Origin of the sequence: Plantibacter sp. Mn2098, assembly GCF_049319745.1 — a bacterium.
Lineage (GTDB): Bacteria > Actinomycetota > Actinomycetes > Actinomycetales > Microbacteriaceae > Plantibacter.
The window spans coordinates 111,537-124,886 of the sequence record NZ_JBMOUH010000011.1 but is presented as its reverse complement, the minus strand read 5'-3'; the positions used below and the strand labels follow the sequence as shown (position 1 = coordinate 124,886).

Annotated in this window: 15 protein-coding genes and 1 pseudogene; 2 read left to right on the top strand and 14 right to left on the bottom strand. The window is 67.4% G+C overall.

All coding sequences use genetic code 11. The annotated features are described in order from the left end of the window. Positions 1–46: 46 nt before the first annotated feature. Both tsf and rpsB read right to left on the bottom strand, forming a co-directional pair. Positions 47–874 carry a translation elongation factor Ts gene (tsf, locus tag ACL9RL_RS17225; RefSeq protein ID WP_422781512.1) on the bottom strand — a complete coding sequence of 276 codons (828 nt, stop codon included), beginning with the start codon at positions 872–874 and terminating at the stop codon, positions 47–49. A gap of 14 nt (positions 875–888) precedes the next feature. After that, the gene (gene rpsB, locus ACL9RL_RS17220) at positions 889–1,821 is read right to left on the bottom strand and encodes a 30S ribosomal protein S2 (protein ID WP_422781511.1); all 933 of its coding nucleotides are present in this window, start codon (positions 1,819–1,821) and stop codon (positions 889–891) included. 307 nt (positions 1,822–2,128) lie between these two features. On the opposite strand from rpsB, the pseudogene ACL9RL_RS17215 reads away from it, so the two are divergent. Beyond that, positions 2,129–2,611: pseudogene (locus ACL9RL_RS17215) on the top strand (peptidoglycan DD-metalloendopeptidase family protein); the annotation flags it as partial. A 66-nt stretch (positions 2,612–2,677) separates the two neighbouring features. Here ACL9RL_RS17215 and ACL9RL_RS17210 read toward each other — a convergent pair. The 10 genes from ACL9RL_RS17210 to ACL9RL_RS17165 form a co-directional block, all read right to left on the bottom strand. Next, positions 2,678–3,601, bottom strand: a complete 924-nt coding sequence (locus ACL9RL_RS17210) for a tyrosine recombinase XerC (protein WP_422781510.1) — start codon at positions 3,599–3,601, stop codon at positions 2,678–2,680. A 54-nt stretch (positions 3,602–3,655) separates the two neighbouring features. Further along, on the bottom strand, positions 3,656–4,009 hold the full coding sequence (locus ACL9RL_RS17205; protein ID WP_422781509.1) for an iron chaperone: 354 nt from the start codon (positions 4,007–4,009) through the stop codon (positions 3,656–3,658). A gap of 114 nt (positions 4,010–4,123) precedes the next feature. After that, positions 4,124–5,422, bottom strand: a complete 1,299-nt coding sequence (locus ACL9RL_RS17200) for a DNA-processing protein DprA (RefSeq protein ID WP_422781508.1) — start codon at positions 5,420–5,422, stop codon at positions 4,124–4,126. Beyond that, positions 5,419–6,951: a YifB family Mg chelatase-like AAA ATPase gene (locus ACL9RL_RS17195; protein WP_422781507.1), complete on the bottom strand. Its 1,533-nt coding sequence runs from the start codon at positions 6,949–6,951 to the stop codon at positions 5,419–5,421. The genes ACL9RL_RS17200 and ACL9RL_RS17195 overlap by 4 nt, the downstream gene beginning before the upstream one ends. Continuing rightward, a complete protein-coding gene (locus tag ACL9RL_RS17190; RefSeq protein ID WP_422781506.1) occupies positions 6,951–7,307 on the bottom strand; it encodes a YraN family protein in 357 nt (118 codons plus the stop codon). Before ACL9RL_RS17190 ends, ACL9RL_RS17195 begins: the two co-directional genes overlap by 1 nt. A gap of 114 nt (positions 7,308–7,421) precedes the next feature. Further along, a complete protein-coding gene (locus tag ACL9RL_RS17185; protein WP_422781505.1) occupies positions 7,422–7,745 on the bottom strand; it encodes a DUF2469 domain-containing protein in 324 nt (107 codons plus the stop codon). A 12-nt stretch (positions 7,746–7,757) separates the two neighbouring features. Beyond that, entirely contained in the window at positions 7,758–8,402 is a 645-nt protein-coding gene (locus tag ACL9RL_RS17180) for a ribonuclease HII (RefSeq protein WP_422781504.1), read from the bottom strand. Beyond that, on the bottom strand, positions 8,402–9,136 hold the full coding sequence (gene lepB / locus ACL9RL_RS17175; RefSeq protein WP_422781503.1) for a signal peptidase I: 735 nt from the start codon (positions 9,134–9,136) through the stop codon (positions 8,402–8,404). The genes ACL9RL_RS17180 and lepB overlap by 1 nt, the downstream gene beginning before the upstream one ends. A gap of 115 nt (positions 9,137–9,251) precedes the next feature. Further along, positions 9,252–9,599 (bottom strand): 50S ribosomal protein L19, encoded by a 348-nt coding sequence (rplS, locus tag ACL9RL_RS17170; RefSeq protein ID WP_422781502.1) that lies wholly within the window; start codon positions 9,597–9,599, stop codon positions 9,252–9,254. A gap of 149 nt (positions 9,600–9,748) precedes the next feature. Further along, a complete protein-coding gene (locus ACL9RL_RS17165; RefSeq protein ID WP_422781501.1) occupies positions 9,749–10,357 on the bottom strand; it encodes a hypothetical protein in 609 nt (202 codons plus the stop codon). 101 nt (positions 10,358–10,458) lie between these two features. On the opposite strand from ACL9RL_RS17165, the gene map reads away from it, so the two are divergent. Next, positions 10,459–11,226 carry a type I methionyl aminopeptidase gene (map, locus tag ACL9RL_RS17160; protein WP_422781500.1) on the top strand — a complete coding sequence of 256 codons (768 nt, stop codon included), beginning with the start codon at positions 10,459–10,461 and terminating at the stop codon, positions 11,224–11,226. 111 nt (positions 11,227–11,337) lie between these two features. Here map and ACL9RL_RS17155 read toward each other — a convergent pair whose 3' ends face one another. Continuing rightward, positions 11,338–12,006 (bottom strand): LuxR C-terminal-related transcriptional regulator, encoded by a 669-nt coding sequence (locus tag ACL9RL_RS17155; RefSeq protein WP_422781499.1) that lies wholly within the window; start codon positions 12,004–12,006, stop codon positions 11,338–11,340. Further along, on the bottom strand, positions 12,003–13,235 hold the full coding sequence (locus ACL9RL_RS17150) for a PspC domain-containing protein (RefSeq protein WP_422781498.1): 1,233 nt from the start codon (positions 13,233–13,235) through the stop codon (positions 12,003–12,005). The genes ACL9RL_RS17155 and ACL9RL_RS17150 overlap by 4 nt, the downstream gene beginning before the upstream one ends. Positions 13,236–13,350 lie beyond the last annotated feature (115 nt).

Here is a 13,350-nt window from a genome sequence, read left to right as displayed (position 1 = left end):
AGAAGAGTCCGGATCGCTGGAAGCGATCCGGACTCTTCTCGTGGTGTTACGCGCCGACCTTGAAGCGGGCGAACCCGGTCACGGTCAGGCCTGCATCTGCAAGGACCTTCGCGACGGACAGCTTGTTGTCCTTCGCGTAGTCCTGCTCCAGGAGCGCGACCTGCTTGAAGTACGCGGTCAGGCGACCCTCGACGATCTTCGGGAGAGCCGCTTCCGGCTTTCCTTCGTTCTTCGAGATCTCGGTGACGATCTCGCGCTCCTTCTCGACCTCTGCCGCGGGAACTTCGTCGCGCGTGAGGTAGATGGGTGCAGCGAAGGAGATGTGCTGCGCGATGCTGCGAGCAGTCTCCGCGTCGTCGCCGGAGTAGCCGACGACCACACCGACCTGCGGGGGCAGGTCCTTGTTGGTCTTGTGGAGGTAGACGGCGAACTTCTCGCCCTCGACCACGGCGACCTGACGCAGTTCGACCTTCTCGCCGATGATGGCGGCCTCGTCGTTGATGACGTCGAGGACGGTCTTGTCACCGACGGGAGCGGCGTTGCCCTCCGCGACGGTGGTCGCGCCGGCAGCGGCGACAGCGTCCAGCACGATGTTCGACAGCGCGAGGAACTTCTCGTTCTTCGCAACGAAGTCGGTCTCACAACCGAGCTCGATCAGCGTCGTGGTGGCGCCGTTCTCCTTGGCGGCGACGAGTCCTTCGCTCGTGGAGCGGTCGGCACGCTTCGCGTTGCCCTTCGCACCCTTGAGACGCAGGATCTCGGTCGCCTTCTCGACGTCGCCTTCAGCTTCGACGAGAGCGTTCTTGGTGTCGACCATTCCGGTGCCGAGCTGCTCGCGCAGCGCCTTCAGGTCCTCGAGCGAAAAATTAGCCATAGGTGCTTTCCCTCTTACTTCTCGTCTGCAGCGGTCTCAGCTGCGACAACGGCTTCAGCTGCTGCTGCGCCCTCAGCGTCTGCTGCGGACTCGGTTGCGGAACCCTCAACGGCCTGGATGTCGGCGATGACCTCTGCTGCCTCAGCGGCTGCAACGGTCTCGTCTGCGACGGCAGCGGTCTCAGCGGAACCCTGGAGGAGCTCCTGCTCCCACTCGGCGAGCGGCTCTGCAGCTGCTTCGCCCTCGGAGGGCTTCTGGTGGCGCTGGATGAGGCCCTCGGCTGCTGCGTCGGCGATGATGCGCGTCAGCAGGCCGACGGAACGGATCGCGTCGTCGTTGCCCGGGATCGGGTACTGGACCTCGTCGGGGTCGCAGTTGGTGTCGAGGATGCCGATGACGGGGATGCCGAGCTTGCGGGCCTCGTCGATCGCGAGGTGCTCCTTCTTGGTGTCGACGACCCACAGCGCCGAAGGCGTCTTGGTGAGGTTGCGGATACCACCGAGCGACTTGTGGAGCTTGTCCAGCTCGCGCTTCTTGATGAGGAGTTCCTTCTTGGTGAAGCCGCTCTTGGAAGCGTCTTCGAAGTCGAGCTCCTCGAGCTCCTTCATACGAGCGAGGCGCTTCGACACCGTCTGGAAGTTGGTGAGGAGGCCACCGAGCCAGCGCTGGTTGACGTAGGGCTGGCCGACGCGCGTCGCCTGCTCTGCGATGACTTCCTGAGCCTGCTTCTTCGTGCCGACGAAGAGGATGGTGCCGCCGTGGGCTACCGTCTCCTTGACGAAGTCGTACGCCTGGTCGATGTAGGCCAGCGACTGCTGCAGGTCGATGATGTAGATGCCGGAACGCTCCGTGAAGATGAAGCGCTTCATCTTCGGGTTCCAACGGCGGGTCTGGTGCCCGAAGTGCACGCCGCTGTCGAGCAGCTGGCGAATCGTTACGACGGCCATGAGCCGTACTCCTGTTCTGCGCTCGCCAGTTCCCTGGTCTGCGCCTCGGTTGATGGTGAAGACCGGATGGTCTCGCCCCTGGTGCCCGGCACACGACCGCCCAGCTCCGAAGAGCGGGACCGAATGGAAGTGGACGCCGAATGGCACGCGTAGTCATCCCGACACGCGGGATGCTTCAACGATCATAGCATCCGACGGTTCACGATCGGTGCGCGATGCCTTCCCCACAACCGGCGATTCGGCGCGCTCCGTCCACAGATCCGGACCGCCTCCGTTCCGCCCCTGACCCCACGCGGATGATCGACCCATGACTCCCCCGAACACCCACCGCCCGCTCGTCCTCTGCGTCTTGGCACTGTCCATCGGCGCGGCCCTCGCGCTCGGCGCCGCTCGTGCTTCGGAGGCGAGCGGAGCCGTCGCCGTCGGCGGCTCCGTCTCCGTGCAACACGACTGGCAGTGGCCTGTCGCCCGGCCGCACGCCGTCGTCGGCCCGTTCGAGGCACCGGCCACGAGATACACAGCCGGGCACCGAGGGATCGACATCGGCGCGTCCGCGGGCGCGCCGGTGGTCGCACCGGCCGATGGCGTCGTCTCGTTCGTCGGAGTCGTTGTCGATCGACCGCTGCTGTCGATCCGTCACGGCGACGGCCTCGTGTCGACCGTGGAACCCGTGACCTCTCCCCTCGTGGCGGGCCAGTCCGTCGCCCGCGGCTCCCCCGTGGGCGCGGTCGCGACCGGCGGGCACTGCACCACGACGTGTCTGCACCTGGGTGTGCGTCTGGACGGCGAGTACATCAACCCGCTGTTGTTGCTCGGTGAGGTTCCGCCCGCCGTGCTCCTGCCGCTCGCTTCGGACTCAGGCCCGCGGGTGAGCCGTGCGGTAACTGTCCTTGATGCGTTCGAGCGACACGTGGGTGTAGATCTGGGTTGTGCTGAGGCTCGCGTGGCCGAGGAGCTCCTGCACGGCGCGGAGGTCAGCTCCGCCGTCGAGGAGATGTGTGGCGGCGGTGTGCCGGAGTGCGTGCGGCCCAGCCGGTCCCCCGCCGGGTATGCGTTCGAGCAGTTCCGCGACGAGCGTGTACACCGCCCGCGTACCGAGGCGTCCACCTCTGGAGCCGAGGAAGACGGCCCGTCCCGTATGGGTGCCTCGTGCGAGGAGTCCCGACCTGGCCATCGTCAGGTAGTCGACGATCGCCGACTGCGCCGGCACACCGAACGGCACGACTCGTTCCTTGTCGCCCTTGCCGGTGACGCGGGCGGTGAGGCGGTCGAGATCGAGGTCGTCGAGGTCCAACCCGCAGAGTTCCGAGACGCGGAGTGCTGAGGCGTAGAGCAGTTCCACGACGGCCAGATCTCTGAGCCGGTCGAGGTCCCCTGTCGCGGCTCGCTCTTCGAGGATGCCGAGCAAGGTGTCGAACTGTCCCCGGTTCACCACACGCGGCAGCGTCCTACCGGTCTTGGGGCTGCGGAGTCTGGCTGCCGGATCGATCCCGATCGCGCCCGTGTGCATCGCCCAGGCCGTCCAGCTCTTGACGGCGGCGGTCCGCCGCGCGAGCGTCGCTTTCGACGCGCCGCCGGTGGAGCCGGCCCACAGCCAGTCCCGAAGGAGGTCGAGCGTCACTTGCCGCGGTTGGTCGACGTCCCGTTCCGCGGCGAACGCCTGGAGTTGGCGAAGGTCGGAAGCGTAGGCCCTGGCGGTCTGGTCCGAGAGCCTGCGTTCGGCGGTGAGGTGGCGCACGAATGCGGCGACGCTGCTCTCGATGTCATGCGTCTCGTCCACACGACCAGCATGACGCGCACCGGCTCCGCTGGGCTGGAGCCGGTGCGCGCGCCGTCAACCACGCTTCGTGACGAGTGCCTCGACGATGCGGGTGATGAGCTGGTCCGGGATGGGTTCCGCGACGGTGAAGCGTACGGTGTCCTTCGTGGACCGGTACGGCGCGATGTCGGCTTCGAGATCATCGTCGAAGACCGGGATCGCGTAGAGCGCGACGTGTCGCTTCCAGCCGGCGAAGTACGTGAGACGCTTGCCGTCGAGGTCGATCGTCGGCATGTGATAGCTGATGCGTTCCGTGGCTTCCGGCACCACCTCGAGGATGTCGGTCCGGATCGACTGGAGGCAGCGCTGCACCTCCTTCGGGAACGATGCAACGTACTCGTCGACGCTTGCGAACGCCTGCTGAACCATGTCGGGCTCCTTCGCTCGATGATCCTCGTGACGTGCCCACTCTGGCACGCCGTCCTCGGGTGTCCGGGAAGCCTACGCTCCCTTTCCTGAGACTCTGCGCAACGCCGCGTCCGGTCACGCACGCACGATCACCCAGCCCTGCTCGCGCTCGCACGCCGATCCGTCGAGCGCGAGCATCCCGAGGATCGCCTCGACCGTCCGGGTGGACAGTCCGCTGCGTTTCGCGAGGTCTGGGACGCTCCGCGCACGCCCGACACTCATGGCATCCCGGAGACGCAGCGTGTCCGGCGACTCGGCTCGATCGGGCTCCTCGGCCGCCACTGTCGACCACCCGGCGAGTTCCGCCATCTGCTCGGCGTTCGTGACGCAGGTGGCCGCATAATCGCGGATGAGCCGATGACAGCCGGCGGACGCCGGACTCGTCACCGGGCCGGGGACGGCACCGAGCGGCCGGCCGAGCGTCGCAGCGTGACCGGCGGTGTTGATGGAGCCGGAACGCCACCCGGCCTCGAGCACCACGGTCGCCGCGGAGCCCGCCGCAATCAACCGGTTCCGTTGCAGGAACCGCCATTTCGTGGGCGTCGCGCCGCACGGCAGCTCGCTCACCACGGCGCCGGTCGCCCTGATGCGCTCGAGCAGGGACTCGTGTCCGCTCGGGTAGGGCCGGTCCACGCCGCCGGCGAGATACGCGACGGTCACCCCGCCGCCGGCGATCGCCGCCCGGTGTGCCGTCCCATCGATCCCGTAGGCGGCACCGGACACGATCGCAAAACGTCGATCGACGAGTCCCGCGGAGGACTCCATGGCGATGTGCTCGCCATAGCCGGTCGCAGCGCGGGCGCCGACGAGCGCGATCGATGCGCCCTCGCATGCCGCAGCGTCCGGCGATCCCCGGAGCCACAACGCATGCGGCGCGTGCGGTCCGAGATCTGTCAGCGCATCGTTCCAGCCGCAGCTTCCGGGCAGTATGAGCACCGCGCCGATCGTGGCCGCATTCTCCAGTGAACGGATGACGTCCGCCGACGACAGTCTCGGCTGCCAGCGTTCGAGTGCCGCCGTGATGGTCTTGAGGCCGGTGCTGCCGCTCCGAGAGGCCTCGACCGCGCCGCTGCTGGTTCCGGCTGCCCGCCTGCCCGCGTCCGGTGAGCCGCCGAGCGGCCCGTGGGCCGATTCAGATCCTGAGGAGAGCATCGCCGCGACGTCCCCCGATGGGCGCCGATCGATGACCACTTGCAGGGCCGCCGCCGCGCCGAGCGATCCGACGAGGAGGCCGGCGATGCCGTCACCTGGTTCAGCGACGCTCGTCCACGCCGCCCGGGCGAACGCATCGTCCGCGTCCGCATCGACGCCGCCCCATCCCACACCCCGCAACAGTCGGGTCACGCGCTGCGCATCGAGCCCGAGGATGCTCATGAGATGCCCTTCCGGAGGAACAGCGCCCGCCCGAGATGATCTGCAGTCGGCGCGTCTGCACCGTCGAGGTCCGCCAGCGTCCAGCCGAGCCGCAGGATGCGATCGTACCCGCGCATCGTGATGCCGCCCCGCTCCAAGGACCGATCGAGCGGCCCAGTGATCGAACGGGCGAGCGCCATCCGTCTCCCCCGCAGCCAGGCGCCGCTCACCTCCGAGTTGGTCCGCCACCCCGACCCGTCGAGCCGATCTGCGCTCACCGCCCGCGCCTCGACGACACGTCGTCTGGCGGCTGCCGTGTCGATCGGCAGTGTGTCCCCGAGCGGCATCGCGAGTGTTGTGGTGATGCGGTGCACCCGCAACTGGATGTCGATGCGGTCGAGCAGCGGCCCGGAGATCCGCGCGAGGTAGCGCCTCCTCGCGAAGGGCGGGCAGGTGCACTGCCCGTCTGCTGTCCCGTACTGGCCGCATGGACACGGATTTGCCGCGAGCACCAGTTGGAACCGGCCGGGATACGTCGCCGAGCCATGCACGCGCTGCACCGTGATCACCCCGGATTCGAGCGGCTGCCGCAGCGCATCGAGCACGTCGGATCTGAACTCCGGAGCCTCGTCCAAGAACAGCACCCCGTGGGCGGCACGAGCGGCGGCACCCGGCCTGATCTGTCGTGATCCGCCGCCGAGCATCGCAGCGGCCGAAGCCGTGTGATGTGGACTCTCCCACGGTGGCCTCGTCACGAGCCCGTCCGTAGGCGGCACCCCGATGAGCGACCGGATGCAACTGACCTCGATGGCGGCCTCCGGCTCCAACTCGGGCAGGATGCCGGGCAGACGCGACGCGAGCATCGTCTTGCCGGCCCCAGGAGGCCCCACCATCATGAGGTGGTGTCCACCCGCGGCCGCGACCGTGAGCGCCTCGACCGCGTCGGGCTGGCCGACGATGTCACGCAGATCGTCGGCATCGTTCTCGTCGATCGCGTCGAACCGGTGTCGAACCGGCTCCAGGTCGATCGGATCGAGATCGGCACCGTGCCAGATGGCGGCGTCCCTGAGCGATGCGACGCCGACGACACCGATGCCGGGGACAAGACTCGCCTCGTCGGCGTTCGCCGTGGGCACCATCACGCACTCATAGCCTGCGCGAGCCGCCGCGAGCACGGCCGGCAGCACCCCGGCGAGCGGGCGCAGCCTGCCATCCAGACCGAGTTCGCCCAGATGCACGACCCGCTCGATCGAGGCTCGACGCGCCAAGCCGCCGATCGCGAGGCACGCGATCGCGATCCCCAGATCGAAGGCGGATCCCTGCTTCGGCAGCGAGGCAGGTGACAGGTTGATCGTGAGGTGCCCACCTGGCAAGGGACAGCGGGAGTTGAGCGCCGCGCTCTTGATGCGCTGCGCCGCCTCGTTGAGCGACTTGTCCGGCAGGCCCACGATCGACAACCCGGGGATCGAGTTGGCGGAGGACGCCTCGATCTCGATGATCGAACCGCCCAGGCCGTTGAGAGCCACCGCCCACGTGCGCGCCACAGCCATCAGGACACGCCCTCGAGGTGATCGAGACGGATGTCCTGACCGTGCTTCACCACGATGCCGATGACGTCCAACCGCATCGCCCGGATCCGCGGCTCGTGCTCCGCGCACCAGGCGCCGGCGAGCCGTCGGAGCCGCTGCAGCTTCGAGACCGACACCGCCTCGGACGGCAGACCGTAGCCGATGCCTGAACGCGTCTTCACCTCGACGAAGACGAGGACACCGTCCCGCAGCGCCACGATGTCGATCTCGCCCTGGCGACACCGCCAATTGCGGTCGACGATCGAGTAGCCCGACCGTTCCAAGTGTTCTGCGGCGAATTGTTCGCCCTGCCGCCCCAGTACATCCTTCTGCGCCATGTCAGCACCTCCACGAACGATCGTGGTGCGCAGACGATACCCGGAACCGGGATCAGTAGAACTGTGGAGAACTCGGTACCGAAACCCACCCTGTGAGGGAAGGCAGTGATCCCACTACTCGTCGAGCGTGAGTTCCTTGGGCAGCTCGAAGTCTCGAGAGGACAGACGCTCGATGTTGACGTCCTTGAACGTCAGCACCCGAACACTCTTCACGAAACGGTCCGAGCGGTACACGTCCCACACCCAGACGTCCGTCATGGAGAGCTCGAAGTAGAAGTCGTTCGCCGTGTCGCGACGCACGAGATCGACCTCGTTGGCGAGGTAGAAACGTCGTTCGGTCTCGATCACGTACTGGAACTGACCCACAACATCGCGATATTCGCGGTACAGGGCCAGCTCGACCTCGCGGTCGTAATCTTCGAACTCGTCATCGTCCATGGTGCATCTATCCTACGCGTAGGCGGGGAGCCAACTGCTCCGGTGGTGAGGGGTGAGCCCGAGCTCTCGGAGGGCGTCCATGTGGGCCGGCGAACCGTATCCCTTGTTGCCCAACCAGCCGTACCCGGGTTGTTCGGTGTGCAGTTCGATCATCATCCGATCGCGGTGGACCTTCGCGATGACCGACGCCGCCGCGACGGAGGCGCAGTCGCGGTCCGCCTTGACGCGCGTCGTGATCGTCAACGGACGCTGCAGCGATGTCGACAGCCAGTCGCTGTTGCCGTCGAGGAGGACGACGGCGCCCGTGACATCGGCTCCGAGTTCGTGCAACTCCAAGAGCGCACGGCGTCCGGCCATCCCGAGGCACGCCGTGATGCCGTGCTCATCGACCTCGGCGGCCGATGCGATGCCGACGGAGGAGAAGAGCACCCACTCCTTGGCGAGCGGCTCCATCGCCGTCCTGGCCTTCTCGCTCAGCATCTTCGAATCACGCAGCCCAGCGGGGAACGCGCCGCACGCTGCAGCGACGAACGCGGCCCCGACGGCGACCGGCCCCGCGATGGCGCCGCGCCCGACCTCGTCCATCCCGATGACCCCGGAGGCACCGCCGGCGAACAACTCCAGTTCGACGTCGAGCGTCGGATCGGCCACGGCCACTACTGCTTCCCCTTCGGGTCCGGAACGCCACCGAAGGTGTTCGGGTAGTTGTCGAGCCAGCCCCAGTTGCTGGAGGGCCAGGTGATGACGAATGCGCGACCGACGACGTTCTCGATCGGGACGAACCCCTTGCCAGGAGTCGAGCCGTTGTATCTGGAGTCCTTGGAGTTGTAGCGGTTGTCCCCCATGACCCAGAGCGAGCCCTCCGGGACCACGATGTCGAACGGATCAGCCGACACCTTCTCCGCTCCGGGCGGCAGCTTCACGTACGGCTCGTCGAGCGGGACGTCGTTGACCGTCATCTGGCCGAGCGCGTTGCAGCAGGCGACGTGATCGCCAGGTAGACCGATGACCCGTTTGATGAGGTGGTCGTCGCTGTCGGGGGCGGCGAGTCCGAAGATGGACAGGACCCATTCGACCGCCGCTGCGGCCGGCGCCTGCTCGACCTTGGGCTGCGTCGGCAGCCATCCGCCGGGGTCACGGAACACCACGACGTCGCCGCGGCTGAGTGGCACGACGTTCGGCACGAGCTCGTTGACGAGGATGCGGTCCTTGATCTGCAGCGTGTTCTCCATCGACCCGGACGGGATGTAGAACGAGCGGACGAGGAACGTCTTGATGAGGAAGGAGACCAGCAGCGCGATCACGAAGATGATCAGCAGATCCCGGAGGAAGAGGAGGACGCCCCGCTTCCCGCGTGGTCGTCGAACCGTGTTCGGAGTGGTGTCCGTCATTGCAGAATTGTCTGTCATTTAACCGCCTGAGCTCCTCACCAGCTTATCCGGTGAGGAGCTCAGAACCTGTCAATCAGGTGTCACGCAGCGAGGCCGCGTGATGCGGGGAAGACGACTAGTTGTCGCGCTTCTCCTTGATCTTCGCCTTCTTGCCGCGCAGTTCGCGCAGGTAGTACAGCTTGGCGCGACGCACGTCACCGCGGGTGACGAGCTCGATGTGGTCGATGGTGGGCGAGTGAACCGGGAAGGTACGCTCGACGCCGACCTGGTAGCTGACCTTGCGGACGACGAACGTCTCGCGGACGCCCTCGCCGGAGCGGCTGATGACGACGCCCTGGAACACCTGGATACGGGACTTGTTGCCCTCGATGATGTTCACGTGCACCTTGACGTTGTCGCCGGCGCGGAAGGCCGGGATGTCCGTCTTGAGGGATGCTGCGTCGACTGAGTCGAGAATATGCATGTTGGTTCTCTCTCTGCGACCGCCACAGGTCGACCGCTGAATGAAGTCAGAATGGTGATGTGCCCGTAACCGGCGTTCCCCTGTGGCAGAACTGCGCAGGCACAAAGAGCAATTGTGTCATAGACGGGGCGCTTTCAGCAAAGCGGGCGTCAGTGCCGTTCGTCCGGCTTCGACTCCTGCACGATGATGACCTCGGCGTCCCCGGCGGGAGCGAACCGCTGGCGCGGCCCGTCCTGGGCGAAACCCGACGCATCGCCGCCCGACGGATCTCCGTTCGTCCGGAACAGCGGGCCGCCGCCGAACTGTCCGGGGGCACCGAACTGCGGACCGCCGAACTGGCTCGGTCCACCGGCGGCAGCGCGCTCGAACTCCGCCATGGCGGCCTTCGTCCGAGCACTCGTCTCACTGATCAGCTGGCCTATCGAAGACCAGAACGCCGCGAGACCGGTGAGGATGCCGAGCACAGCCCAGATCCCGATGCCGGCGCTGAAGAATCCGAATCCGATGATCGACACGTGCCAGAGGGCGAGGAGGCCCACGTCCGTCCAGGACACGAGTTTCGTCTCCCGCACGCTCGCGCGAGCGGAGATCAGCAGCGAGACGACGAGCATCGCGATGGCGAGGATCGGCATGGCGATGAAGAGCCCGGCGAGGCTCCAGCCGCTGTCTCCGAAGAGCCCCCAGCCGACGAATGGCCAGATGGGGAGCACGATGACCGCGATGTACCGCCAGGAGAAGAATGCTCGACGGAGGATCATGCGACCAGCGTAGCGCCGCGTTCCTGAGGTGCGGCTGCGCGTTCGCTGGAGACGGAATCGGCCGCATCGTCCGGCAGAATGGTCGCGGAGAGGGGAACGACGTGATCGAACTGCGCACACCGTCCGAGATCGAGGAGATGCGACCGGCTGGTCGATTTGTGGCCGAGGTCCTGACGACGCTCGTGGCCGAAGCCGCCGTCGGGGTCAATCTTCTGACGCTCGACCGCATCGCGCACGATCTGATCCGCTCTCGCGGCGCCGAATCGTGCTACATCGACTATCACCCGTCATTCGGTGCGAGCCCCTTCGGCAAGGTGTTGTGCACCTCGGTCAACGACGCCGTGCTGCATGGACTCCCCCGCGACTACGCACTGCGCGACGGCGACCTCCTGAGCGTCGACTTCGCAGCATCGGTCGACGGCTGGGTGTCGGACTCCGCGGTCAGCGTCGTCGTCGGCACGCCGAAGCCGGCCGATCTGAAACTCATCGATGCGACCAAGCGGGCACTCGACGCCGGCATCGCCGCCGCCGTGGTCGGCAACAAGATCGGTGACATCTCTGCCGCCATCGCCGAGGTCGGTCACGCCGCCGGCTACTCGATCAACACGGACTTCGGCGGGCACGGCGTCGGCCGGACCATGCACGGCGACCCGCACGTCCCGAACGACGGCCGTCCGGGCCGCGGCTATCCGCTGCGTGCCGGCCTCGTGATCGCGATCGAACCGTGGTTCCTCGCAACGACAGACCGGATCGTCACCGATGCGGACGGTTGGACGTTGCGGAGCGCGGACGGCTCACGGGGTGCACACTCCGAGCACACCGTTGCGATCACCGACGACGGTCCGGTCATTCTGACGGCGCGCGGCTAGCAGCCCATCAGTCGACCGGACGGTCCGGTCATTCTGACGGCGCGTGGCTAGCAGCCCATCAGTCGACCGCGTGATCTTGCACTGCGCCCGAGCAGTGCACAAGCGACGCCGCTAGAGCAGCTTCCGCTGCAACGCCCAGGCGGCGAGTTCGTGCCGGGACGACAGCTGGAGCTTCCGCAGCACGCTCGAGACGTGCGTCTCGACGGTCTTGACCGAGATGAAGAGCTCCCCGGCGACCTCCTTGTAGGCATAGCCGCGGGCGATGAGCCGCATGACCTCCTGCTCGCGTGCCGAGAGGCGGTCGAGTTCGTCGACGGACTCCGCGGTCTCGCCGCTCACCGCTCCGAAGGCGTCGAGCACAAAACCCGCGAGCCGCGGGGAGAACACGGCGTCGCCGTCGCGGACGCGCCTGGCCGCATCGGAGACCTCCTGCCCGGATGAGCTCTTCGTGATGTAGCCGCGTGCACCGGCGCGGATCACCCGCACGACGTCCTCTGCCGCGTCCGAGACGCTGAGCGCCAGGAATCTCGTCTCCGGCGCCGTGTGCGCGGCCCCGGCGATGACGTCCGCACCGCCTCCCCCGTTCCCGCCAGGCAGGTGGACGTCGAGGAGCACGACCTGGGGGCGCTCGGCGATCACCACGGAAACGGCCTCCTCGACCGACGCGGCCTCACCGACGACCTCGATGTCATCGGCGAGTTCACTGCGGAGGCCCGACCGGAAGATGGAGTGGTCGTCCACGATCACCACGGTCAGTCGTTCGGCGGTCTCGTCGCTCATGCGTTCCTCGTCTGTTCGTTCTGGTCCGGCAGGCTCAATCTGACCTCGACGCCGGTGCCTCCTGGGCCCTGACGGAGGTCTGCCGTCCCGCCGATGCGTCGCATCCGGCCGATGATGGATTCCCTGACCCCGAGCCGGTCATCCGGCACGTCGTCAAGGGCGAAGCCAGGGCCGCGATCCGTCACCGACAGTTGGATGCCGCCCGCGGTGTTCTCGAAGTAGACCGACACGTCCCCGCCGGCGTGCCTGGCCGCGTTGAGCATCGCCTCGCGCGCCGCCGCGAGGAACGGCTCAGGGACGGCCGTCACACCGCCGACGGTCACGACCTCGATGCGCGCCGGATAGTCGGTCTCGATGACCGCTGCGATCGCGCGGAGCTCCGTCGCAGCATCGTTCGTCGACGTCGTTGTGCCGGCGAACAGCCACGCGCGGAGCTCCCGTTCCTGAGCGCGGGCGAGCCGTGAGGCTTCGCTCGCAGGGCCGGCCTGCTGTTGGATGAGCGCGAGGGTCTGCAGCACTGAGTCGTGCAGGTGGGCAGCGATCTCGGCCCGATCCGCCTCGCGCAGTCTGGCCGAGCGCTCATCCGCGAGATCGCGCACGAGACGCAATGCCCAGGGGGCGACGACCACGCCGACCCCGAGCAGCACCGCGATCGCGGCCACCACAACGGTCCAGCCGTTCGGACGGTCGCCCATCACGAAGAACAGGAGGATGCCGAGCACCACGAGCACCAGCGCACCGAGGATCCGGACGAGTGGCGCTGAGGTGCGGCGCGCGGCCCCTCGCCGCAGGTCTGCGAATTGCCCCCAGGCAAGCCCTGCTCCGGCAAGCACGATCACCAGGGGTACAACACCGTCGAGCGAGATGCCGACGCCGAATCGGGAGGCGACGAGTGCGACGCCCGCCGCGAGCAGCGCGATGCCGAGCAGGATCTCGGTGACCGGAGCACGACGGGCGGCTTCGACCTCCGCCTCCCTTCCAGCCGGCGCGGACGGCCCGTCCTCCGCACCACTCCGGGATCGGGCCAAATACGAGTGCAGCGGCAGCGGAGCATCGGTCGTCTCCGAATCCGGCGTCATGACCCAGAGCCATGCGTACAGGAGCACCCCGGCTCCGCCGCACGCGGCCAGGATGACGGTCGCGGTGCGCACGGCTGCGACAGGGAGCCCCGTGTGCTCGGCGAAGCCCGCGCACACACCGCCGACGTAGCGGTGGCGCGGTCTCGTCATCACCGCGGTTCCCATGCACACGTCCAATCAGGATCTGCTCCCCCGCACACACTCAGGGGTCGGAGATCAGGGTCGACTCAGGGTTCTTCCCGATACCGGCCCACCTCCTCGATGG

Coding starts and splice junctions, on each gene's coding strand:
- tsf (WP_422781512.1), bottom strand. CDS start 874: ATGGCTAATTTTTCGCTCGAGGACCTGAAGGCGCTGCGCGAGCAGCTC.
- rpsB (WP_422781511.1), bottom strand. CDS start 1,821: ATGGCCGTCGTAACGATTCGCCAGCTGCTCGACAGCGGCGTGCACTTC.
- ACL9RL_RS17205 (WP_422781509.1), bottom strand. CDS start 4,009: ATGGTTCAGCAGGCGTTCGCAAGCGTCGACGAGTACGTTGCATCGTTC.
- ACL9RL_RS17200 (WP_422781508.1), bottom strand. CDS start 5,422: ATGAGCATCCTCGGGCTCGATGCGCAGCGCGTGACCCGACTGTTGCGG.
- ACL9RL_RS17195 (WP_422781507.1), bottom strand. CDS start 6,951: ATGGCTGTGGCGCGCACGTGGGCGGTGGCTCTCAACGGCCTGGGCGGT.
- ACL9RL_RS17190 (WP_422781506.1), bottom strand. CDS start 7,307: ATGGCGCAGAAGGATGTACTGGGGCGGCAGGGCGAACAATTCGCCGCA.
- ACL9RL_RS17185 (WP_422781505.1), bottom strand. CDS start 7,745: ATGGACGATGACGAGTTCGAAGATTACGACCGCGAGGTCGAGCTGGCC.
- lepB (WP_422781503.1), bottom strand. CDS start 9,136: ATGACGGACACCACTCCGAACACGGTTCGACGACCACGCGGGAAGCGG.
- rplS (WP_422781502.1), bottom strand. CDS start 9,599: ATGCATATTCTCGACTCAGTCGACGCAGCATCCCTCAAGACGGACATC.
- ACL9RL_RS17165 (WP_422781501.1), bottom strand. CDS start 10,357: ATGATCCTCCGTCGAGCATTCTTCTCCTGGCGGTACATCGCGGTCATC.
- ACL9RL_RS17155 (WP_422781499.1), bottom strand. CDS start 12,006: ATGAGCGACGAGACCGCCGAACGACTGACCGTGGTGATCGTGGACGAC.
- ACL9RL_RS17150 (WP_422781498.1), bottom strand. CDS start 13,235: ATGACGAGACCGCGCCACCGCTACGTCGGCGGTGTGTGCGCGGGCTTC.